The organism is Bartonella kosoyi (assembly GCF_003606325.2).
Taxonomy (GTDB): domain Bacteria; phylum Pseudomonadota; class Alphaproteobacteria; order Rhizobiales; family Rhizobiaceae; genus Bartonella; species Bartonella kosoyi.
The window spans coordinates 1666406-1692514 of sequence record NZ_CP031843.2; the positions used below are offsets into that span (position 1 = coordinate 1666406).

Genomic DNA, 26109 nt, shown 5'->3' on the forward strand with positions numbered 1-26109 from the left:
TCCGCCACCCGTTGCTCCAGCACCAAAACCAACATTCTCATTAAAACGCTTTGCGAATGGTTTTGCGCTGTTAAGGTTGGCATTTACGGCTATTTTTATACTTTTTACAAAAAGGACTGTTTAAGCGCTTTTTGACACTTCTCTGTGGAACAACAGCCCCTGGTCGACAAATCGGAAGGTTTTCTTCTCTAAAAGTATAACACCACCCACCCTCATGTTCATTTTCATAATGAAAACCTGATTGAACCATACACGCATGAATTTTTGCCCATGCATTGATACTAAGTTTTCTGCTTTCTGGATCGGTATAATAAGGAGTTGGCATTCCACATTCTAACAAGGCTTTTCCTACTTCTGTAGAATCTGCTCCTGGTTTCTTCCACGCTGCCACCTCTCCTAGAGGAGGTTTGTTAAATTGACATCCTGTTATGATCAACAAAACTACCGCACCTAATAGCTTTAGAGTTTGTTTCATTTTTTGCTCCATGATTTACTTAAAGGAAATTGTTTTAGATGAGATAGACCATAATCATATCTACATTTTGGACTCGCATGTCCAAGACAAGTATGAACGCTATTGGGATTTGTGAACATTCTCCGCCATTCTTTCCACATGCTACTACCAGTAGGTATTGTCTCGTAGGTATAGCCATTGCCGCCGATAATTCTGCTGACAAAGTCATATCTATGACCATCAAAACCAATTGTGGTTTGTTTGCCACCACTCACATACTTTAACAGATCTGATGCCGCCAAAACATTAGCCGCTGGTCCATAGAAACTGATCGTTGTATTGCCAGCTACATCATTGATACCTTCTTGCTTGAAAGAATTCATCATATTCAAGTTTGTCAAACTACCACGACTATGGGCATCAAAATGCAATCCTGTGTTCCCATAGCGAGACATCAGATCTTTTGCTTCTTGGGTTGAATTGGTCAAACCCCAAAAGTTATTTTCCATAAACTTCTGGTATCCCGCGACCAGAAGTTCTGAAATAGCAGAATCGGCTTCTGGAAACACAACAAAATAAAGCGGTGCATTTTGATCCTTCGCATGTTGCTCCGCATAAACAGCAGCTTCCTCTGGTGGAGTAAAGATACCATTGAGGGACACATGAACCTTGCCATCAGAGCCGGCTTGCAAATGCTGCTTTTCCTCATCCGTTAAATAATGAAACTTAGGGATTTTTTGTCCACGAGCGTCTTCTATAGGTTCTCCATTTTCATCTGTTTTATAGATTGTATTGCCCTGTTCATCACGGTCGACCACAGCGATGGGGTGCTCTTTGATAAACATGGTTTTATAGGAGTCATCGCTGTATTTAAACCCTTCTTCCAGCAGTTGTGTTGCCATTTCACGGTTTTCATGGACGATTCGTTCCAGCTTGGCAACATCAAGCTGTTGTACACCCTTATGGGCGTTGGCAGTATCACGGTTAAGGGAGGCGATGGCTTGTTCCACATCTTGCCCCGTCAACGCCTTTTGCCCTGCTTCATTTGTCAGCACAATGGTGCTATCACTAATGGCGGATTTGGTATAGCCTTCCTCTGAATCTTTGGCTTTTGCATGATCTAAAACATTCTTGGCAATGTTTTTCCCGACACCATATTTGCCTTGATACATGGGACCTCCCGCAGAAATGCTGATCCCATCGCTGTTAGCTTGAGCATGCGCACTGTTGGTGATATCACTGGTGCTGATGCTTCCGGTGGTCAGACTATTTTTATCCGCTGGTGCGGTGCTGCCGATAATCCCTCCGGTCATGGTTGTTGCACCCGCCACTGTAATATCAAAGCCGCCATCACCGGTTTGAATGCCGGATTGTTCCACAACGCTGTGATAATTACTAGAGGATTTGTCCTTGTTAAAGGCAATATTGGTTGACGCCACATCATCCTTTTTTCCACCATTAAACCCAGCAGAAACAGAGTTTTGCTTGCTGGAACTTTATCCCGTATCACTGAGGCTGGTAATGGTGAAATCACCACCAACACCCATCTCTACACGGTTTGCAGAAACCACAGCGCCTGCAAATGTAGTATTTCCCCCACTATTGGTATGAACAATGCTGGTGCCTATAATATGGCTATTCTTGTGTTGTACTTGTTCACTGGAGCCCTTTCCTTTTCCAAAAGAAGCATTGCCCATCCATCCTGGACCGCCACTCCCATAGCTGTAACCAACATTGAGCGCAGTATTTTGCGAATAGTGTTGTGTTGTTAAGGTTTGCATTCAGGTTGTACTGGACTTCTTTTACAAAAAGGGCTGTTTAAGCGCTTCTCAACACTTCGCTTCGGAATAACAGCACCAGGACGACAAATCGGAAGATTTTCTTCTCTGTAAGTGTAACACCACCCTCCCATATGTTCATTTTTATAGCGGAATCCCGCTTGAATCATACAAGCATAAGTTGTTGCTCTTGCATTGTTGCTTCTCTCTCGATTTTCTGTATCAAGATCGATAAGGCTTGGCATTCCACATTCTAAAAGAGCTTTTCCTACCTCAGTAGAATCTGCACCAGGTTTTTCCCACATACTCACGTATGCTGGAGAAGGTTTGTCAATATTTGATATGTCACACCCAGTGACACCTAACAGGACTATCCCACTTAATAATTTAAACAGTGTATTCATTTTTTTCTCCATAAATAACCTAAACCTAAATTATCTAAAATCGCATGAGGTGCATAAATTATTGCATTATGATGTGTTCCATAATCATGTTTACATGCATCACTTGCATCACCATAACACTTATGGGTGGTACTAGGATTATGGCCGCGTATCGCTCCCACTTGCTCTATCATTGGAGTTGCTGGTGGAAATAATACATAGGGGAACTTCAAGGGTACCTTATAAGCCGTAGGTGGATTGAGACCAACCACCGTGCCAATGGGATCAAATAGATGATTTTGTAAGTAAACATGATCTTTTTTACCATCGCTTACATAATAGTGTGCATTCGCTATCGATAGAGAGTTACCAGCTGGTCCATAAAGATAAATATCTGTTTTTTCTCCTATACCATGGATACCACGCTCTTCAAGGTCACGTAATCCATTACCCCCTGTCAAGGTACCGCGGCTATGCATACTAACAATAGCCCCCTCATTGCCATAACGAGTGATAAAATCTTGGAATTTCTTCGTCGAATTACTCAACCCCCCAATATTCCCTTCCAGAAACTTCTGATAAAACGCTATCCCTAACTCTACCAGCGGATCTTCAGCTTGGGGGAAATATGTAAAATACAGATGACCATTGTTATAAACAGCCATTTGGACGGCATTACCCGCTGCATCATCAGGGGAATTAAAAATGCCATTGTAGAACATATAAACATTGCCATCAGAGCCTTTTTGTAAATGATTTTCTTCCTCTGGTTTTAAAAAGTTATACAGAGTAATATATTTTCCATCGCTGCCTTTTATATACTCTCCATTTTCATCGGTTAAATAGAGGACATTGCCATTTTCATCATGCGCAACCTCACCCACTGGGTGGTCAACACGCAATACAATTTTACGCACTTTATCCCAATAACCAAATCCTTCATCTGATAAATCATTGATCATATCTAGGCGATTATGCACTGCTCCCTCAAGTGATGTGGCGTCTATCGGTGCGACAGCTTGGTGGGCTGCTGCGGTGTTGCGGTTGAGAGAACCAATGATTTCTCCAGCATCTTGCCCCATGGACCTTTGGCCAGTTGTATTGGTTAGGATGATGGTTCCATCACTGATAGCGGATTTGGTTTCTCCTTCTGCGCCATCCTTGGCTTTGCCATGGTTTAAAACATTCTTGGTAATATTTTTTATCGTGTCATTTCCAGAAAGGCTAAAACCATGGCTGCTGGCTGTCGCATGGGCACTGTTGGTGATATCACTCGTCGTAATGCTTCCGGTGGTCAGACTATTTTTATCCGCTGAGGCACTGCTCGCAATAATGCCTCCGGTCAAGTTTGTTGTCCCCGTAACTGTAATATCAAAACCGCCCGCCTCTGCTTTGATGCCTGATTGCTCTACAACACTGTGATAATCACTAGAGGATTTATCCTTGTTCAAAGAGGCGCTCATTGAACCTCCGCCACCCGTTGCTCCAGCACCAAAACCAACAGAAACAGAATTTTGCTTGCTGGAAGTTTTTCCGGTATCGCTCTGGCTAGTAATGCTGAAATCACCTCCAACACTCATCTCTACACGGTTTGCAGAAACCACGGCGCCATTCAGTGTGGTGTTTTGCCCACTGTTGGTATGAACCGTGCCGGTGCCTATAATATGGCTGTTCTTGTGGTGCACTTCATCACTGGAACCTTCCCCTTGACTAAAAGCAGCACTGCCTGTTGCCCCTGCCCCCCCCGTGCCATAACCATAGCCCACACTCATGGAAGTACTTTCATTGTTGTTTTGTGTGCTTTGTGTGTTTTTTGCACTTTCAAAGGTGATATTTTGCCCCGCTGTCATATTAATATTCCCGCTCTGTGCATCATTGTCCAGAACATAAATCGGGTTTGTGCCGGCGATAATGTCGGCTCCAACACCATGGATATTGCCGTTGTGAGCATTTATGTTAACAGAACGCCTCCCTTCTATTGTCGTCGTCGTCGCTGTGGAGACTTGAGAAGAGGCTTCTGCTTTCTCGCTCTTAAAGCCCACGCTCACACTGCCAGATGCACCAGCCATATTGGCAAGAACATCTTTGGTAGAACCTCCAAATCCACCTAATGAACTGCTCAATCCTTTGGTTATATTTCCCCTTTCCCCTGTATTACCACTCAACCAATCAACAAACTCCCTGCCTTTGGTAAAGAGGTGATTGATTTTCATGCCGGTCAGGATGCCATTCATAACTGTGTTATTTCCATCCTTATTATTCATGCGGTCTGCTGAATCTTTTAGCCCTTGTACCGTGCCAAGAACACCAATATCCGCAGAGGCTGTCACACCGGCAAAGGTTTTTTCATGTGTTTCTTGTACATTAGAGGTATCATAGCTTTCCGATAGGGTGATATTATTGCCAGCATTAACGTTGACATCACGGTCTGCCGAAACATTTGCCGCTTTAAAATTCACATCATTGCCAGCATTAAAATTCGCATCATTGCCCGCATGGAAATTGGACGGCGTATTCGTATTTTCCCATTGATCGCCTTTATCCTTGGCGCCCGCAACCCCCACACCCACAGAAGCACCACTTTTGCTCTTTTCAAACTGAAAACCAAAACCTGTACGTTCTTCCTTTGAGCTTGTGCTATGGCTATTGTGACCAGGCAAAACATTGATATCATGGGCTGCCGAAACATTAATATTTTCTCGTGCATTAAAATCAGAACCTACCACGTTCACATCTTCTTTTTCGGCGGTGATAGTGATATTTTTACCATTGAGCGAAGAGCCTTGATGTTCAAAACTTTCTTCATTTTGCACCTTTCCCTCACTCCCGTAGATCGAAACAAAGCCCTTGCCTGATCCCACACCAAAACCCGTTTCATGAGTTTCTGAATGGCTCTCATGATGGTCTGTCATGCCATCAATCGTCACGCTTTGTCCTGCCACATTGATATCTTCATTGGCAATCATATGAGAAGCCGTGATTGTGGTCTCTTTGTCTGATTGCGTAATAATGTTGCCCGTCGCCCCAAGAATGGAGGAAACCGTTGTTGTATGGGATTGAGATGTATCGGAAGATTTGCTACTCAAAAATCCACTTTCTGACGATTGTGCTTGCTGATCATACTTTTCTTGCGCCCCTTTGATGAGAATATTACCACCAGAGTGAATGGTAATATCGGCTTTTGCTTGGTCTTCTGGCGTTTTTTCTCCTGAAGTCTCCCCTATCTTGCCGGCTGTGAGTATCGAGGCAACAACTTTCGTGTTGTTTCCTGAATCAATGGCAACGCCTTTGCCCCCCGATATGAGTGAACCGGAAACTTGGGTCGCATCAATCTTGTTATGCTGGGATTTGCTGCTACTAAATGCTCCCCCCTCTTTATGGTAGGACATCTCATACTGTAAACTATTTTCCGCATTGTTGATGAGAATATCGTGGCTGGCTTTCAACCCCACCTTGCCATCAGCCGTAACAGAACTGCCCGTGATGGTGAGATCATGTGGTTTGCCATCTTGCCCTGCAATAGCGGTGATATCACCCCCAGCATTGATCGAAGAGCCAACGGCTCGCGAGGCTTGCATATCCACTTTAAGGTTTTTATTCTGAAGATGATACTCCATCTCATCGGATTTGGTATCTATTGTGATATCCCCTTGAGCACCAAGAGCAACATTGCCCTTCGCATCGATATCGGACGCAGAAACATGGATATCTTTTCCAGAGAGAACAGTGGTATCTTTTCCAGAACTTAAATGAGAGCCATTGTGCACAGCAACATGGGAGGTTTGTTCCCCCCGATGGCTATTGGCACTGTTGCGCGTGGCATCAATCGAAACGTTTTCTTTTGCTTGTAAGAAAAGGTTATCCGTTGCTTGAACCTCAGAGCCTAAAACATGCAAATCTTTTCCAGAGACAAGCGTCGTTGAGCCGCCAGAATTAACTTCTGATTGTTGATGCATAGAGGCATCACTATGCTCGCTGTGGTGATGGGTTTCTGCTGCGCCTATCGTTAAGTTACCTTCTTCTGTAACCATAGCAAGATCACCCCCTGTGGTGACCTTCACCCCTGAGGCTGTGATATCTTGCTTAGCGAAAACTGTCGCATTGCCCCCAGTAGAAAGCGCATTGGTGTTTAAAACAGTTTCCACACCATCAACCATTGTGCGCCCTGCATCCAAACGAATATTGTTTTCTGCAAGCAAAACAGCATCACCACCAGCAGCAAAATGCCCCCCTTGACTGAGGATATCCCCGCCATGCACATGCAATTGGTGGTTTGCCGCAATCCGCCCTGAATTGATAATCGTTGAAGTGCTTGTATTTTGGCTGGTGATATTGACATCATCCCCCATGATCAAAGCTCCAGCAGAAACAAAGGAGGCTCTGTCTTTTTCTGGAATGTAAAGCACCGGTGCATAAACATCCATGCCCTTGACCTGTTGACGAACATAAATCACCATCGGTGCTTCTAAACTTGCCAATTGTTCTTCACTTAAAGGTTCACCAAAGACAAGATTGTGGGCTTTGGCATATTCTGCCCCGACATCCAGCAGGCTTTTGACTTGTTCAATGGCATCACTGCCTGGAATAAAGGCGCCTTTACCCAAACCTTGACCCACAAGATCACGCATTTGTTTTTCAATCAGTTGCTTTTCAAAATAAGCATCCCCTAAGAAGAAAATCTCCCGATCTGGCTTATAACCAATTCTGTTCAAAAAATAGGCTGAACCATAAAACTTACCGACATCAAGGAAATCTGCTCTCGTTTCATAAATGAAATTCTGGTTGGGCAGCGTGCCCCCAACACCCCCCGATTGGGGCTTTGGCAAAGGAAGCCCCTCAGAAAGATCCCCTGAATTATTGAGATCCACTTTGGGTGTAAACAAAGCACCAGCCCCGGTTAAACCGTTCAGCGCCTCCAGTGGATTACCTCCAACCGCTTTGGCTTCAAAATGCGCATCCCCTGTAATGGACCCTTCGGCTGCCTTGTTGTTGAGTTGATCGACCACCAAATTCAACGTGCCACCCGCTTGAACAAGACCAGAAACGGTATCTGTCACTTCTGAACTTATATGACGAATACTCCCATTGTCTATATCGAGACTACCATTACGACTGCCATCAGCGTTATAGGCATAACAATAAGCATCCGTATTGGCCTGACAGCCAAGATAGACATTTTTATAAGTTGTCGCCCCCAAATTAGTCAGCGTCTTGGCTTGGATATCCGCATTTCCACCCGCTTCTATGATGCTGTAGTGATTCTCAATATCATCAGCGTTAATAATAAGATTGCCGTGAGATTGTATCATCCCCTGAGCTGCCGGTTTATGCGAAAACGTCTGCGTGACAGTCTCCTCTGTCATATGGGACCAGTTTTTGTTTGGTAAAAACCATCCTCCCCAGCTATCACCATTCCATTTATAGTGGTGTACAGAAAATTCCTTCTTTATAGACTTATGTTCCCAAGTAAAAGCCTTATAGACTGTTCCATTTTTCAATGTTGCCGTGCCATAGGTTTCTTCTTTGCTATTCCAAAGTGGAATATCTAAGTAAAGTTCTACGTGCCCTTTCCCTATTAGTTTATCGTCTTGATGTTCGTGCCCCTTTCCCCAAAGATTGGGGTCCTCCTGATATAACATCCCATCACTGAGCTGATCAGAACCTTCTGGTTTTTGGAAAGAAATATCCCTATATTCCTTTTTTTCCGTGATGACCGGCGTACTATCGGCTTCATTTTGCAAGGTTTTGGTTTGGATCAATAAGTTTCCACCGGCTTGAATCAAGCCTGCTTTATTGACAAGGGAAAGGCTTTTTCCAGTACCCGCCACATTGGTAAAAGATAAATCACCCTCTGCCATAACGACACCAGCATCATTCAACAAAGCCCCATCAACTTTGAGAGCACCATGGCCCTTCACATAGATTAATCCCGTTTTGCTGTTGGTCAAATCCCCCGTCACGCTAAAGGCTAAATTCTGACCCGCTGCCAATTGACCACTATTGTGAAGCTCCCCTGTTTTGATGGCAAAATCTCGTGCCGCTAAAACTGATGTTGCCTCATCAACCAGAACACCTGGTGCTACAAAAAGAATATCTCCCGTCCCACCCTCATCTGTCACGGCTTGCAACCGTGCATGGTGAATATCAAGGGCATTGGTGCTGTTAAAATCTAAACCACCATACGTTAATTCGCTTCCCGAAACATCAATATGATCTGCAATTAAATACAGCGTTTGAGGCGTGTAAATATGAGAACGATTATTGCTTAAATCCAGTCTCGGTGCTGTCAACCTCACATCCCCCAGAACAGACAGCACATTCTCAACACTAATCCCTCCTGATACCGATGTCAGTGTTGCTGTGCCGTAGCCTATGATCTGATCATAATAAATATCGTTGCCAGCAAAAAGGTCAATATTTTCACCACTGATAATATGTCCAACCTTTATCCCTTTTTCTGCTGTGATCGAAAGAGAACCTTTATCATAAAAAACAAGATCACCGGAAGGATTCGAAGGACTTGCCTGAGAGGCAACAAAATCTAACCCTGTCATCAATGTGCCAGCATCAAGGCTGCCACTCTTCAAAACAGCATCTCCACCCGCCATCAGCGAAGAAAAATCAACCGCTCCACCATCAATGTCTGCCTTTCCATAAGCAATCAGTTGTCCAAAATGAACTCCAGCATCAGGTTGTGTATGAATGACAACATTATCATGAGAGAGGATTGTTTGAGAAACAGATAGCCCGTTATGAGAAACCAGTGTGATATCTCCCGCTCCATAAATGCTTTCAGCAACAATCGCACCTTGACTACTCTGGAGATCAACACCCCCATGGCTTCCCAAAACAAGATTTCCAGCAGCCCCCGTTGCTGCCATATCAACCCCACCGGCTAAAAGATACGCCCTGATATCACCACCGGCATGTGCTTTTAAATTGCCCCCAGACAAAACAGTGCCAGCAATGGTCAGATCACCGCCCGTTTCAAACGCCATATCAGCCCCTGCCCCTAGCCCTGAGACTTTGATGGCTTCGCGTGAGGACAGCTTCATATTGCCCCCAGAGGTTGCTTGCCCTGCAATGGTTAAAAAACCTTCTTGTGCCTCTGCTGTAAAATGACCATCCGCCCCAACAGTTTCTAATGTCACATCTTTTTTTGCTGCAATATCAATATGCTTTTTAGAGGTGATGTGTTTTGCCAAGATGCTCTGGCTTTTCGACTTAAGGGAAACACCCCCATGACCAAAGGCATTCTGTAGGGAGATTTTTCCATCCGCAGAAAGATGTAACTGCCCCGCATTGGCCGCCATATCATGGCGCATGCGAACCCCAACACCTTTTTCGGTTGCCACAAGTTTAATCTGATCCGCCTGGAGAGCCCCCAAAGCAGAACCATCTATCGCATATTCTGGCTTACCAGTAATATCGGTGAGCTCCTTCATCTCACGAGAAGCATAGTCATAACGGCCCGTTCCAGCAACAACCCCAATATCCTTCCCCGCAACAGGACCTTCAAAATGCACTGTGCGCGATACAATATCAACGATATCAACCGCCCCTTTTCCTGAGAAAAAATTCGCGCCCTTTGTTCCAAAAGTGATATCACCACCTCTCACCACAAAACCTTTTAGAAAACCAGATGCATCAATTTCCGCAACACCGGTGGTTAAGGTCGCATGGGGCGTATTGATAAACCCACAACCATCACAACTGATCCCATTGGGATTGGCTATAATCACATCGGCTGGGCGCCCAAAAACCTCTCCTGGACCATGAAGCGCACTGCGTTTACTGCTGGTCACTTCATTTAAAATAACCTTCGCTGAACCCGTAACACGCAAATGCGGATTGCCCGGCATAATGCCCCCCAATTGCGATTGCCCTACTTCTTGCGCATGATTGTTCCAAATCACACCTCCATTGCCAATATTAAAATCATTATATTTATTGTGCGATAAACCGCTGCTGTTGGGGGTAACAATATCAATGGAAGGAACCCCATTGGGCGCTGCCACAATATCTGGACGATGGGCGGCATTCGCGTTCGCATCAACGGCAATTTGCGCCTGTAACCCTGAAGGGACTAACAAACAAGAAAAACCAAGCCCCCCAAATAAAACCTTCTTGAGCATCGTACTAGAAATTAAAACGCTTAATAACTTTGCTCTTTCTTCTCTCTTCTCATGTCCCATGCTTTAACTCCCCAATAAATATGCTTAAAGTTCCATTGCTAATGTCATTAAAAATGTGCCTGACTTCTTGTGCTTAACTGTGCTCCAGAAAATACTGGAATAACTGGCATCAAGAGAAACCATCCCCCCTGCAAGCTTGATGCCTGCTGTCCAACCGGCAAGTTGTTCATTCGTAAATCCATACAAAGCTTGCGAAAAAACACGACCATAGTCCAAACCAACATAAGGGCGAAGTTCACCCAAAGTCTTTTTGAACGTCGCATTATTGCTCCATGGAATGGTTCGCAGAAACAGGTCATTACGGATAAAAAAACCGTTATTGCCAAAAATCAAACTCTCGCGCGTGCCACGAACATTGGAAGCGCTCCCCAACGAAATCTGCTCTGCAGCCAATAAATTATGTGGTGAATATTGACCACTCAAAAGATTGCTCAACAGAAAATTCCACTCTCCAACCTTAAAGGGTGTCATAACGCTGAGTGTGCCGGTAAATTTTGCAAATTGAGGCTCCCCATCCCCCGCTCCTGGAGCATGTTTCTTTACAGAATGAAAAAGTGGAACTCCTTGCAAATAACTCACATCAAAGGTCCAGGTTCCCCCTAACATCTGACGCGAATGCGAAATGCCAAAATTGGCGACACTATATTGACGACTGCCGACCTCTATCTTATTGCCAAGAAGATAATTGTTGGTTCTTTTATAAGAAAGACCTAAATTGAGTGTTGTGAGTGAAACACTATCACGGTGAAGAACCCTGCTTGCACTGGCATGTAATTCACTGGAATCCCCCGTCGTCTCAATATCGGTAAAATTGCCATGGATAATGCTTTGATAATTATAAACAGTGCCATTTAAACCAAAAGTCCAATAACCATAGGGAATGCTCACACTTGCAGAAATATTATTGCTATGTCCTTCTTGTTCACTCCCACCCCAATAATCTGTCTCACTGCGTTGATAGTTAAAATCCCATGCATCATTGAGACCTAAAATATTTTCGAGCTTTAAGCCCGCACTATAACGCGCATAACCCGTGGAGGGTTGTCCCATATTGTCATGAGAAACACGAACCTTGAAAACTTTACTAGGCTGATTATTAATATTCACAATGGTGCTCCCCTCTTCACGACCTGGGAGAAGTTCGCTTTGAGCATGTGCTGAAAAAAGTCTGTTGATTTGATCTAAACCCTGTTCAATATCGCGCATGTTGAGAATATGATCTTCCAAACCCGGAAAAGCACTCCACACAACATAATTATGAGAAGAAGCTGGTAAACCGTTGTAATAAATATCTGAAAGCTTCCCCTCAACAACAACAAACTTTAACGTCTTACTGCTTTTTATATCTTGGTCTGGGATATAAAAACGCGCCGTTACATAGCCTTGATCCAAATAAACCTTGGTTAACTGCTTGATTAAGAGCTGGATATCGACAAGACCGATACATCTTCCAACATAGGGATTTGTTACAGCGGCTACAGAGCTCTTCTTGATATGATAAACCCCATCAACAACTATATCATGAATTGGAAAGCAGTACCCACTCCCCAAAAGTGCTCCTTGCTTTCCTTCAGAAGGTCTTGTCATACCGTGAGGCGTTAAAGCCCGTAAATTCTCAATTCTTTCTAATTGCCGCTTTTCTGAATATCCGCGAGAAAAATTATCTGTTGGAGAATGAAAAACAGCTGAGGAGCGCGCATAAACGGTTACGCCACTCAACATGCCAAACAATACTGAGGCAAGAAAAAACCTAAAAAAACTCTTCCAACGTAAAAAGATAAATAACAATACAGATTGCCCCGCTTTGCAGCATTCATGAAGCGTTCTATCGCTTCATCAACCCTGGTTGATAATAGAAATTAAAACAGCCACTACCCTATGACGCTTTTAATAAAAGCATATACCTCTGTCACCAAAGACCAAGTGACAAAACACCTTGATTGTAATCGTGTGAAGATATTCCCCCCATACTTATACTCTCAGACCTATAACCAAAATTGTCCAGAAAGTCAATGTGTAAGCCTCAATATCCCCATCAATATAAAGGATAAATTTGCTAAACCATGTCCCCTTATTCATAGAATGGAACCTTCAAAGCACTCCCCATCATTAGTTTTGAAGTTTTTTTTGGGGTGTTAGAAACCTTCAAAATCTATCTATAAAATGCATCAAAATACTTATTCTGATATTTTAAAGTACATAGTGCATTTATCTTGATTAACCCGTCAAACGAACAGCAAATTTCACTATTTTGCTGATATACTCCATGTCATAGGCTGTTGATAAACAACCTGTAAAAACTCCTTTTGAAAAAATGTCTGCTTTTTTTATCAGTTTTTTCCCATTTTTATCGTTATTTGCTTTAAGTCAACTTGATTGAGTTCGTTTTGATTCTTTTGATGATTATTGATCATCTCTTAAGGCAAGGGATTTTTATTACAATATGCTGCAATCTGTTAACTCTGATAATGAACACGTCACTTTACGCTCTCTGTTGAAATATTATCGTCAAAAAGCTAAATCACCCCGTGAATTAGGAACCATGTTTGAAAACCTTGTCATGGTTTATTTGAGTGAAGCCCCTCTTCAAAAGCAAGAATACGAAAAGGTTCAAACTTATTTGGAATGGGCAAAAGAGCATGATGAAGATGGAACGGATATTGGGATTGATCTGGTGGCTACAATCCGTGATGAAGGGGGGTATGCTGCCATTCAATGTAAATGCTACAACGCCTCTCACATAATTAAAAAAGAAGATATTGATAGTTTTATTGCTGCCTCGGGCAAAAAGATCTTCACCCGTCGTATACTGGTTGATAGCACCGAAACAGATTGGAGTAATAATGTTGAACTGACTTGTGAGGGGCAAGAAGTTCGTATTCAACGCATAAACCTTTTTGATTTGGAAAGCAGTCAAATCGATTGGAGCGCTTATAAAGAACAAGGACAAGCCGTCCTTAAAGAAAAGCTGAAAAAAAAGCTTTTAGATCATCAGAAAGAAGCCCTTGAGAAAGTCTGTGAAGGGTTAAAAGAAGCAGACCGTGGCAAGCTGATTATGGCATGTGGTACAGGCAAGACTTTCACGAGTTTGAAGATAGCAGAAACCATAGCAGGAAAAGGCAAGCGTGTGTTGTTTCTGGTCCCTTCTCTGGCTTTAGTCTCGCAAACAATCCGTGAATGGACAGAAGATACAGAAGTGCCTTTGCGTTCCTTTGCTGTGTGTTCCGATACACAAGTGGGTAAACGTCGTAAGAATAATAAAAATGATACTCTTGAATTTGATAGCTCTGATCTTGCCTTGCCTGCAACAACTGATGCAAAAGAACTGGCTAGCAAAGCAGGTAAGGTTTCCCATGATCTAATGACCGTGGTGTTTTCCACTTATCATTCAATCCAAGTGATTTCCGATGCACAAAAAAAGTATGATTTACCCGAATTTGATCTGATCATCTGTGATGAAGCACACCGTACCACTGGGGCTTCATTGGGAACAGAGGACAATGAATCTGATTTTATCAAGGTTCATGATAACAGCATTATTCAAGGCAAAAAACGTCTGTACATGACAGCAACGCCTAAGATCTTTACCGATGATGCCAAAAGACGTGCCGATGAGATCAATGCTGTTCTCGCCTCTATGGATGATGAAGAGCTCTATGGAAAAGAGCTTTATACCTATACCTTCTCAAAAGCCGTTCAGAATGAACTTTTAGCACCTTATAAGATTATTGTTTTGGGTGTTAATGAAGAGGAAGTGAGTCAATCCATTCAACATCTGATGACCGATGAGAATTATGAACTTATCCTTGATGATAAAACCAAAATCATAGGCTGTTATCAAGCCCTTGCTAAAATAGATCTAAAGATTGATTTGAGTGATGACCCCAATCCCATGCGGCGGGCTTTGGCTTTTTGTAAAGATATCAAAACCTCTGAACGTATCCGTGATACCTTCAATTCTCAAGAAATACAGAAAGAACTGTATGATCTTCATAAGGTCTATAAAGAGACCCCGCCTCTTGACTGTACCTTTGATCATATTGACGGAACACAAAGTGCCAAAACGCGTCATAAAGCCCTTGATTGGCTTAAGGAAGATGCGGGGGAAAATACGTGTCGTGTACTTACCAATGTAAGATGTCTGTCTGAAGGGGTGGATGTCCCTGCTCTTGATGCCATTATGTTTTTACACCCGCGTAAAAGTCATGTGGATGTGATACAGGCGGTGGGGCGTATCATGCGTCGTGCTCGGGGCAAAAAAAGAGGCTATATCATTTTACCCGTTGGGATTCCTGCTGGGGTTTCTGCTGAACAGGCTTTAAAATACAACAAAAGATACAGTGTTGTCTGGCAAGTGATCAATGCTTTGCTTGCTCATGATGAGAATTTTGAAATCACCCTTAACCAGATGATTTTAGGGCAAGACGTTAGTGATGTTTTGGAGATTGCTGCCTTAAAGAGCATGACCGCGGTTGAGGATAAACTCCATATCCATGAGAAATCAGAACATATGGGTCTTGAGATTGGAAAAGCCGCTCCTGAACCGCAGCATAGTTATAAAGGGCAAATGAGATTACCCTTTTATAAAGAGTTTCCCAATGCCCTTAAAACCCTTCTTGCGAAGAAATTTGCCATTGCGGATTATTGGGAAAATTGGGCGGGTAATGTTGCTGAGATTGCTCAAAACCATATCACCCATCTTCAAAACCTGCTTGCTGATGAAAACAGTGAAGCCTTTCATGCTTTTGATGCGTTTCATAAAGAATTAAAGAACAACTTAAACAGTGAAATAAAGAAAGAGGAAGCGATTGAGATGTTAGCCCAACATCTTGTCACGCGTCCCGTGTTTGAAGCCTTGTTTGAGGGCAATGAATTTGTGCAAAACAATGCCATTTCGCAAGCCATGGAAAGGATCTTAACAGAACTTGATAAAACCAATATCGAGGAAGAATCCAAGGAATTACAAGAGTTTTATAACAGTGTAAGGCTTCGTGCTTCTGGGATTACCTCGCCTTTGGAAAGATATTATCATAAAAAACACAATAAAGTCAATATGTTGAGTGCAATTATTTTATATGAATCCACTTAGGAATCCACATTTTTATACGTGATTCATTTGATCATTTTTTATATAAGATTGGCATGTATGAATAGACCATAAAAAGCAAATCATGGTGCAAATATTATAACGCATGTAAACATTCAAATAAAATGAAAAGCCGATATCATTCATAACAGTTTATAAATTTTATGATACGTTTTTATCACAGCACAAATCACATTGTTTAAAATTTAGTCGTTTGGAATTATCGATAACATAAATCGCATACGTTTAAAGATCACATCTTGTTTTAAAGATTGGATTGTTTAATCGTATAAAACCAAAATTATTGCTTCCCAAAATTGGGGAGCAAAAATCTATATCTCTTATAGCAATATTTTATTACCTATTAGAGGGGGGGCGTTTGAAACTATCGTAAGCTTATAGGTTTAATTTATAAAGATTGCATAAAAGGATTAAGGACAAGATCGCTTTTAAACGCTTTCTAAAAGTTTAGAAAACGATAAAGAGGTATTTTATATCTTATGAAATGAAAAGCCTTTTAATGAATAGATTGCAGACTAGTTTTTAGAACAGAACTATATTCGCTTCCATAAAAAAATGGAGGCGTATAATGCCATAGAAGTAGAATACTATATACCTTAGACATGGTATAAAAAAGGTTTTAAAAGTTACCATTTAAAAGCACAGAGCACAAATATAGAACGATTAATTTGCAAAGAAGCTTTGTTTAAAATACGCTTATTATGAAAGCCTTTCTAAATGAATGTTTAAACGTTTGAAACTGATGTTTATAATAATTTTTAAAACCTTCCATTTGATAAAAGCAGCTGTTTATTGTCTTATGAGAGATTGTTTTGAAAACCAACGCTCGTAAATATAAAAAGAACGTTTTTACAAGACATTCATTTTAAGATGCATTTTCTTTTGATTGGATTGATAAAGCTACCAAACGTTTTGATATGTTTTGATTTTAGAAAATGCGTTATTTGAATTCACTCAGCTCGATTTTGAGCCTAGTGTTTTGAAACGTTTTAAAGAAGCATCTTGATCATGGGCTTTGTTTTAAATGCATCTCTTTAAGATAAAGACATTATGATTGATATGTTTAATAGAGCGCTTGTAATATAATACGTTTTGTATATATGTGTCATTACCTTGCTTAGGGTTGATTCATAAGGATAGACATTTGAAAAGCCGCGTCATATCACTTGACACGGCTTTTTTGCATTCTCTCTTTTATGATATGTATATTAAGTAATTATCTTATAATGCGTTTATAGCCATAAGAAGGCACCCCCCCCCATGCCTATTTTTATTCTGTTTTATCAATAATCTTAACAACGTTATCGTTTTCATAAACCTCATAATTTTGAGCAACTGATTTTACATTGCTTTGTTTATCTATTTTTGCTTTTCCATAGGCACGCCCCCACACCTTGACAGAACCAGAGATTTTCGCATTACCATAAACAGAGCCATAAACCTCAGCACGCCCACTTACAGTGGCATTTCCATAAACAGAGCCATAAATTTTTGCATTATTGTAAATACAAGCAGAGCCAGCAACTTTTGAATGACCATAGATCCTCGCATGATCATAAACAAAAACATCATGAGAGACGCGGGCATGATTATAAATATGGGCATTGCTATAAACGCGGGCGTAATCACAAACATGCGCCTTGCCATAGACATGACCCGCCACATGGGCGCTGCCATAGACACAAGCATGGTCATAAATTCTTGCATAGCGAGAGATAAAAGCCTTTTCGTAGACTTCAGCATTGCCATAGACCCGCCCGCGCACGCGGGAAAAATGGCGTATTTTTGCATTGTCAGAAACATGAGCATAGTTATAGACACAAGCCTCATCATACACCCAGCAATTACCATAGTGAGATAAGTTGCTTTCATCTTCAATATAGCCCCCAAGATCGCCAGCCTTAACATCATCAAAATCTCTTAAAGCCCGAATGCGATAAAGGTTTGCCATTTGCTTAGTTAGTCTATCTTTAATTTGTTTTGTTTGATTGGTTAATTCATATTTTTTGCACATAGGGATAGCCTCACAATCTCATGTGATAAACAGTTGATAACATTTGAAATGGAAAAATTTGCTTGGAAAGCAGGCGCCCCCGCCGCGCCCCGCGCCATTATTTACGCAGCGTCTTTTATGGTTTGATCACAAATTTTAATATGACCATTTAATTTTTTTGTATCTATATATGAATTGCCAAAAACACTCACTTGATCACAAATGTATGTATAGCCTGTAATTTTTGCATTCTCATAAATACAAGCATCATCACCAACTATAGCAAAAAACCAAACTTGAGCATTGCCAAAAATTTTTGCATTGCCATAAGCTTGAGCATAGCCAGTTAATAAAGCATTATCATAGATTTTAGCATGACCTTTTATAACAGCTCTGTCCGATACCTCAGCATGGTTCAAAACGCAGGCATAATCGTAAACATAAATTTTTCCAAAAACCAAGGCATGATCAGCAACCCTAGCATTATTATAAATTTTTGCACAATCAAAAACCTTAGCATTTCCTTCAATTTTTGCATTATCGAAAACATAAGCATTATTATAAACACACGCATCATCATAAACCCAGCAATTGCCATCATGAGAGAGGTTGTTTTCATTTTCAATAAAACCGCCCAAGGCACCAGCCTTGACATTATCAAAATCTTTTAATGCTCTAATTCTATATAAAGTACGACCTTCAATAATATGAGTTTCATTAGTTAATTCATATTTTTTAGTTACAAGCATAGTAGCCATAGGTAACTCCCTAAGTTCATATTTGAGTAAATTTTAATGAAATGTTTAAAGGAGGGGGGGCGCCCCCGCCGCGCCCGCGCGTTTATTTACGCAGCATCGCTTTCATATTCGCTGTCATCGTCATAATACCCTTCAAAATCAGCATAATATTCATGACGGTAATAATCATCTTCACTACCAAATTCGGGATATGCATCATCACAAATATCTTCATTAGCAGTTAAAATTGCCATAGACGTCAACAAAAAAGCTTTTGATTTTCGCATTTCCGAAAACCCGTGCATTTTGAAAGACGCGCGCTTTATTATAAACCCAGCAATTGCCATCATGAGAGAGATTCTCTTCACTTTCAATATAGCCACCTAAGTCCCCTTTTTTGACGTCTCCAAAATCTCTTAAAGCGCGAATTCTATGAAGAGTTTTAAAGCCCACCTCTATCGTTTCACCTGTAAATTCGTATTTTTTTGCAGGCTCTTGTTGATTAACAAGCGCGGTTTCATTTGAAATGTTAGAGAGAACGGGGGTGTTTTTTGAGATATTTGTCATAATTAAAACCTTGTCGTAATTAAATTTTCTATTAACAGCCTATAGAGGCATCGGGTGCTAGAAAACACGGCGACAAGTCCGCTGCTTACACTTTTCTCATAAAGAGTATTGTATGGTGTAAACACACCCGACAAAATCCTCATATACTAACAAAAGTATAAAAGATAGCCAATTTTTAAAAGCGTTTGAAAGATTGTTTCGTAATCTATCCGCTTGTCGTTTCAAAGTGTTTTCTAATCACTTGATTATTTATATAACAAAATACATATTTATTGTCAATTAATATTTTATCTTTTTTGATATTTTTTTGTATTTATTAAATTGCATTATGTATTGATAATATCATGTGCTTATGAATTGCTTCTTTTATATTTATGTGATTTTAAAGCTATATTATGGGCTTTATAAAACGATTGCGTTGTTTTTTGAATTATACATTTATAATATTTAGAAACGCTCTCATAATGCGTATTTTTATCTTTATAACCTATCAGTTTTTTTCACTAAATGAATTTAAATTTTTTTGTGAATTTTGTTTATAACGCATTTATCATTTGAACTATCTTAATAGGCACCGCGCTCTTATAACCAATGCATTCATTTGCATTTTTGCTTTATTCAAACAAAGCTACTATTTTTACGCATTCTCTATAGCTGTTATGTTCTTTATAGCCATGGTGTTATTTTTCATTTTCATAAGAGAAACGATAAATAGGATATAGGATAATTGCGATTTATAGACTGTTATGAAAACATCTAAAGAGAGATTGATAATTATAGAGATTAGAAAAATCCCTTTTAATAGGCTTTTGTTATTTTGATTAGTTCTTTTTAAAAGATAAAATTATATTTTTATTGAGTGATTAACACGTGTCTTATGAAAAGCGTATGATCCTTAAAGCCTTTCAAAAGATAGCTTGTAACTCATATGAAATGTATCAAGATCATTATAGTTATGAGTTTTGGGGGTGCTTTTTATAGGTATTATTTTATTTTTTTAATTAGAAATAAAAGTTATTATATTTCAATATGTTAACGTTTTAAAGAAACAACCTATATTAAATACAATCTATAAATACAATCTATAATATATATAAAAAGGGGTTTTGTAGGGGTTTTGGGGGTTTTAAGAACCTACAAAACCTATAAGTAATATAAGAAAAATGAATATACATAACTCTCTTTAAACAAAGCTTTTGAAAACAATAAAGCACTCATTTTAGATTACGGTATAATCTTTTAAAGGCAATGTAAAAAATCTAATTCACTTTAAGAGTGGGCTTCTTAAAAGTCTTAAAGCAATCCAAAGTAGAGTATCTAAAAGTGCAAATGATTTCTTTTTAGAATAACGCATGATAAATTATCCTTTTAAAGATTGTATGTAAGCAATGTATAAAGGGGGTATAGACTGTTATAAGACCCTATACCCCTTATGCGTTTATAATACCCATTACGTGAGCATGCTTTATAAGTTATTCAGTTTCTCTTAATACCAAATTTGGTAAGTTTTTTACGATTTTCATTGTTTCTAAACTTACAGTAATAACCCTTTGAAACAACTCTAGAGGGTAGGCAGGGTTGCCAACGGTTTCAACAGCATAGCGATTGGCATCATTGACAATGCCGCTCTTTTTATCAGTCTTAACACATTGACGCCCCATAACCCATTCAAGAGCAGGCTTGCCATTGACGATATACTCATAAGCTTCAAGAGGGATATCTGTTATTGTGATATTGCTGTTATAAAAAACAGTTGATTTATCCTTTTCCTTACTATTCCCAGCGAATTTCATTTCAGTCACATAATAGAATTTTTCGGGATTAGAGATCTCTGTAAATTTTGGATTACCCTTTTTAAAAGTTACTGGATACGGCTCTACAGTTTCATAATTCACGTGCAAATGACCCAATTCACGCCCTGCTGTTACAAATTTCCAAAAATCTTCAGTGCTCTTTACACAAGGGATACGAGGCAATTCTTTAGAGAGGTTATCAGCATAACGGGTGCGGTAATCTTCTGAATGCAAAATCCCGTAAACATAATAAAATAGATCATCTTTAGTGATTTTTTCATTAGGATAAGCCGCTTTAAAATGTGCTAATCCCTCATCAGTAATGGCATCACGGCGTTGTAAACCAGCTGTTTTACTTTCTTCTGTAAATAAATGGGATTGTTTCTTGTTTTTATCTTTTAAAGATTCAGTATCTTCGTAAATATAGCGTGGAAAGCATTTTCCTTTTTCAATTGTATCTAAATTAGGCAAAGCTTTAGTCATCAATACAGAAAATTCTTTCTTTGCTCCTATACCTGTAATTTGTATTACCTTATTTTCAACCGCTTGATTTGTCGGGAATATACGCGGCATTTGATAAATTACTTCATTAAAGGTACGATTATAATAAAGCCACTGCTTGGAAAAAGGACGATAAAGGCTTTGAATAAGGCATAAATCTTCAAACTTAAAAAACTTTCCTTTTACTAAATCCTGTTTAATACTATAGCTCCAACTGATTTTATTTTCATCGGAATTGACGAAATTATTTACAGCATTTTTATGTATCCTACGGTCAGCATGTGCATAAGTATCATTAAAACGCTTCACTTCACTATTATAAAAGTTAATCATATTGCGCATATTTTTAGCTAAAGCTTCACGGCTTGAGTTATACGCCCAAGCATCACGATTGGTTACAACCCCAAAAGAAAATATTTCAAACAGCTTTTTATTATGTCCTTTCTTTTCACCTAAAGCTAAGAATGCTTTGAAACTTTCATCACGTTGACCAAGCCAATCACCATGTTTATCTGGTGTAATTATTTGCCATTTTTGTTTACGCGTAATGCCATCAATACTACCAAAGGACTTGATTATCTTAAGTTTTTTTTCTCTATTGAGATAGTCTCCAATATCGTGAAAATATATCTTACCATGCTGTTGTGCATTTGGATTTTTAACCAAAATAGAAATCGCTATAGGGGCTCGAGAGCCAGAACCAAAAATCTTGCCGCCTTCTTTTCGCGAAAGTTCTCCAGACGTTCGTTGATTGCCCCGTAAATGGAAAATATAAAGGCTCGAAAACTCCTCAACAAGGCATTTGCGTAAACCTGTCATAGAATTTGCATCTACAAAACTTGCATTTGTGACAAACCCAATAACACCACAGTCTTTTATACGGTCACTAGCCCAGCGAATAGCACGGATATAACTATCATAAAGAGCTTGCACACCAGTTGTTTTGGATTGAGCAGCATAAGTTTCACGAATGCGGTCATCTAATATCGGATAAGGTGTATTCTTTGCATTATCGTTTTCATTCTTTTGTCCTACTGAATAAGGGGGGTTACCAAAGATAACTTTAATATTTAGATTTTTCTGAAGTTCCAAATATTCACTGTTTTCTTTGAATAATTCCTGTAGCAGGTTCTTTTCTTCAAGCATCCGAAACGTATCGGTTAAACCAATATGCTTAAAGGGAATATAATTCCCTTTCATAAGACTATGATAAGTTGATTCAATGTTAATCGCTGCTATGTAATAGGCAAGTAAGACAATCTCATTGGCATGGATATCATGACGGAATTTATATTCCATATCCTCTGGTTTGATGAGATTGGATTGTAAAATCCTTGTGATAAAGGTTCCAGTTCCCGTGAAAGGGTCAAGAATAGAGACACCACGTGACCCCAAGCTTTTTCCAAATTCATTGCGTAAAATATCATCAACAGAATGAATGATAAAATCCACTACCTCAATGGGCGTATAAACAATCCCAAGTCTATCCGTGGTTTTCTTAAATGCCTTGGCAAAAAAACTTTCATAAAGTTTGATAATAAGATTCTGTTTTGCATGAGTTTCGGTAATACCTGCTGTACAGAACGTGACACTTTTGTAGAATTTATCAAGATCTTTCGTTTTCTCTTCGATATTGGTTTTATCCAGTTCCGTTAAGATCTTGTCCATTGCTTGCGAAATGGCATTGTTGTGGACAAATTCATTGCCCTCAAACAAAGCTTCAAACACGGGACGCGTGACAAGATGTTGGGCTAACATCTCAATCGCTTCTTCTTTTTTTATTTCACTGTTGACGTTGTTCTTTAATTCCTTATGGAATGCATCAAAGGCATGAAAGGCTTCACTCTTTTCATCGGAAATTATATCTTTAAGATGATTGATATGGTTTTGAGCAATCTCAGCAACATTGTTCGCCCATATGCCCCAATAATCCGTGATTTTAAAACTATCCAGAAAAATGGCTTTGACAAAATCAAAAAATTCAGAACGGCGGAATAAGTCTCCTTGTCCTCCAGATACCGATTGAGATGTGCTTTCTGCTGTTCCAATGGTATGTCCAGAACTTTCTGTTTTTGATGCTATCGAGATCTCATCAACTGTTGTGGTGAGCTCTTTTAATTCATCGTCACGCTTAATCTCTATAATCTCAATCGTATGACTGCTATCTTGTCCTAAAGACATTTGATTAATTGTCCGAGCAAGTCTCTCATCATGAGAATGTAAAGCATGCAAAACTTGCCAAACAACACGATACCTCTTATTGTTTTTTAAAGCCTTTTTGGCTTCTAAGTGTGAAGGAATGATAATGGGTAAAATGATATAGCCCGTTTTCTTATTTGGAGCACGACGCATCACACGTCCTACCGCCTGTATCACATCGACTTGGCTATTACGCGGGTGTAAAAACATGATGGCATCAAGAGCAGGAACATCAATCCCTTCAGACAGACACCGAACATTGCTTAAGATCCGACAAACATTTTGACCCGCATCTTCTTTAAGCCAATCCAATTCCTCATTGCGTTTTTTGACGCTTTGCGTTCCGTCAATATGTCTTACTTCACAGTTCAAAAAAGGAACGGTTTGAAGGAAATCATCAATATGAGATTTGATAATTTTATTGAAGAGCTTTGTGATATATTGAGATGTATTGATATCTTTGCAAAAAGCTAAAGCACATTGCATGGGCTCTGTATCATTATCATCAACAGCGGCTTGCTTATCTATTTTGGTCAGTGCTCTATAACAGCCAATAATTTTTGCCGCATCATCTAAATCAATTTCATGGTTTTCATTGGCAATAATCTCTTGTATGGCTGGTGTGATATAGGTTTCATTAATACCCAAGACCACAATCTTGTAAGGAGTTAAAAGTTCATTATCGACAGCTTCCGCGAAGGTATAATGATGGAGTTGTTTGCCATAAAGGGTTTCATCATCCATAGATGCTAGAACAGCATTAATCTCATCAGCACGCCTTTTGGCAGTGTCACTAAAGATACGAGGCGTTGCTGTCATATACAGACGTTTTTTGCCCCGAATGATGCTGTTATCGTGAACCTTGATAAATTCGGATTCATTGTCCTCTGTTCCCAATGAAGCCCCAGTGGTTCTATGCGCTTCATCGCAAATGATCAGATCAAATTCGGGTAAAGCATGATCCTTTTGCGCATCCGAAATCACTTGAATGGAATGATAGGTTGAAAAGATGACCGTCATTGCATCTGTGAGGTTTTCACAAGCTTCTTTGGCAAGGGCTTTTGCATCCGTGGTAGCAGGGAGCACAAGATCTGATGTTTCCATACCAACAATATCATCTTGATTTTTACGACGCTTGCCTACTTTTGTATCCGAACACACAGCAAAGGAACGCAACGAGATTTGTGCATCGGCTGTCCATTCACGGATTGTTTGTGAGACTAAAGAAAGAGAAGGTACCAGAAACAACACACGCTTGCCTTTTCCTGCTATGGTTTCTGCTATCTTCAAACTGGTGAAAGTTTTCCCCGTACCACATGCCATAATCAGCTTGCCACGGTCTGCTTCTTGTAAACCTTCACAGACTTTCTTGATGGCTTCTTCTTGATGGGGGCGAGGTTCTTTTGTTGACTTAAGAAGAACTTCTTTTTTGGTTGCCAATAGTTGCCAATCTATCCGACTGTTTTCCATATGACGAAGGTCAATGCGATAAACGGGTATCGCTTGTCCTTTAATCATGGCATTCACATTGTCACTTAATTCCACTTCCGTACTGTCAACAAGAAGACGATATTTAAAGATGTCTTTTCCAGATGCCGCGATAAAGCTATCAATATCCTTTTTACTGATCTGATGATCTGCTTGATAAAACTTACATTGAATAGCGACATAGCCCTCTTGATGACGAAGCTTGGCAACCAGATCAATGCCGATATCATTTTTATTCCAATCTTCACGTTCTTTCGCCCATTCATAATAGCTCTCAACTTTTTCATATCGCCCATAGTGGAGAGGGTCATGCATAAGATATTTTGTCACAAAATCTTCAAACACTTTCCCTCGTAGAGCATTTGATGTTGCTTGATCACGATAGGATTGTAAAAGAGAGCGTAAAGTGACGTGTTCATTATCAGAGTTAACAGATTGCAGCATATTGTAATAAAAATCCCTTGCCTTATGAGATGATCAATAATCATCAAAAGAATCAAAACGAATTCAATTAAATTGACTTAAAGCAAATAACGATAAAAATGGAAAAAAACTGATAAAAAAAGCGGATATTTTTCAAAAGGGGTTTAAAAGGCTGCTTATCAACAGCCTATGACATGGGATAAGATCAGCAAAATAGTGAAATTTGCTATTCGTTTTATGATAAAAAAGACAAATTCACTATGGGCTTTTAAGATATCAAAGTAAGTATTTTGATGAGTTTTATTACGAATTTTGCTTATAGGTTTTGAAGGTGTAAAAACCGTCAAAACCCCCTCAAAACGTATATTATTGGTTGAATTTAGAGGTTGTGTTATCAATATGGGTTGTTTTTTTAAGGTCTATAAAATCTTAACACATTGAAATATAATGTTTTTACTTTTTATCGTTTTTTTACATAATAGCAGCAACCC

The 26109-nt window shown here is 39.8% G+C and carries 10 protein-coding genes and 2 pseudogenes; 1 reads left to right on the forward strand and 11 read right to left on the reverse strand.

Annotation, left to right across the window (positions count from 1 at the left end; translation table 11 throughout):
* Window positions 1–70: 70 nt before the first annotated feature.
* From D1093_RS07345 to D1093_RS07365, 6 genes are read right to left on the reverse strand one after another with little or no spacing between them, the layout of a single operon-like run.
* The gene (locus D1093_RS07345; protein ID WP_120100878.1) at window positions 71–475 is read right to left on the reverse strand and encodes a hypothetical protein; all 405 of its coding nucleotides are present in this window, start codon (window positions 473–475) and stop codon (window positions 71–73) included.
* The gene (locus tag D1093_RS07350; protein ID WP_483189329.1) at window positions 472–1893 is read right to left on the reverse strand and encodes a filamentous hemagglutinin; all 1422 of its coding nucleotides are present in this window, start codon (window positions 1891–1893) and stop codon (window positions 472–474) included. Before D1093_RS07350 ends, D1093_RS07345 begins: the two co-directional genes overlap by 4 nt.
* A 57-nt stretch (window positions 1894–1950) precedes the next feature.
* Entirely contained in the window at window positions 1951–2235 is a 285-nt protein-coding gene (locus tag D1093_RS10620; RefSeq protein ID WP_483189330.1) for a hemagglutinin repeat-containing protein, read from the reverse strand.
* Window positions 2223–2636, reverse strand: coding sequence for a hypothetical protein (locus D1093_RS07355; RefSeq protein WP_120101681.1), 414 nt, complete (start codon window positions 2634–2636; stop codon window positions 2223–2225). Before D1093_RS07355 ends, D1093_RS10620 begins: the two co-directional genes overlap by 13 nt.
* The gene (locus tag D1093_RS07360) at window positions 2633–10810 is read right to left on the reverse strand and encodes a hemagglutinin repeat-containing protein (RefSeq protein ID WP_150222294.1); all 8178 of its coding nucleotides are present in this window, start codon (window positions 10808–10810) and stop codon (window positions 2633–2635) included. The genes D1093_RS07355 and D1093_RS07360 overlap by 4 nt, the downstream gene beginning before the upstream one ends.
* A 24-nt stretch (window positions 10811–10834) precedes the next feature.
* On the reverse strand, window positions 10835–12532 hold the full coding sequence (locus D1093_RS07365) for a ShlB/FhaC/HecB family hemolysin secretion/activation protein (RefSeq protein WP_244613978.1): 1698 nt from the start codon (window positions 12530–12532) through the stop codon (window positions 10835–10837).
* A gap of 721 nt (window positions 12533–13253) precedes the next feature.
* Between D1093_RS07365 and D1093_RS07370 the strand changes: the two are divergent.
* Window positions 13254–15833: pseudogene (locus tag D1093_RS07370) on the forward strand (restriction endonuclease); the annotation flags it as partial.
* 1354 nt (window positions 15834–17187) lie between these two features.
* Here D1093_RS07370 and D1093_RS07380 read toward each other — a convergent pair.
* The 5 genes and pseudogenes from D1093_RS07380 to D1093_RS07395 form a co-directional block, all read right to left on the reverse strand.
* A complete protein-coding gene (locus tag D1093_RS07380) occupies window positions 17188–17931 on the reverse strand; it encodes an LbetaH domain-containing protein (protein WP_120101683.1) in 744 nt (247 codons plus the stop codon).
* Window positions 17932–18032: 101 nt separating this feature from the next.
* A complete protein-coding gene (locus D1093_RS07385; RefSeq protein WP_174767401.1) occupies window positions 18033–18668 on the reverse strand; it encodes an LbetaH domain-containing protein in 636 nt (211 codons plus the stop codon).
* A gap of 86 nt (window positions 18669–18754) precedes the next feature.
* Window positions 18755–18901, reverse strand: a complete 147-nt coding sequence (locus D1093_RS10625) for a hypothetical protein (protein WP_483189331.1) — start codon at window positions 18899–18901, stop codon at window positions 18755–18757.
* Between the two features lie 13 nt (window positions 18902–18914).
* Window positions 18915–19214, reverse strand: a pseudogene (locus tag D1093_RS07390) (LbetaH domain-containing protein); the annotation flags it as partial.
* Window positions 19215–20686: 1472 nt separating this feature from the next.
* Entirely contained in the window at window positions 20687–25639 is a 4953-nt protein-coding gene (locus D1093_RS07395) for a DEAD/DEAH box helicase (protein ID WP_120101684.1), read from the reverse strand.
* Window positions 25640–26109 lie beyond the last annotated feature (470 nt).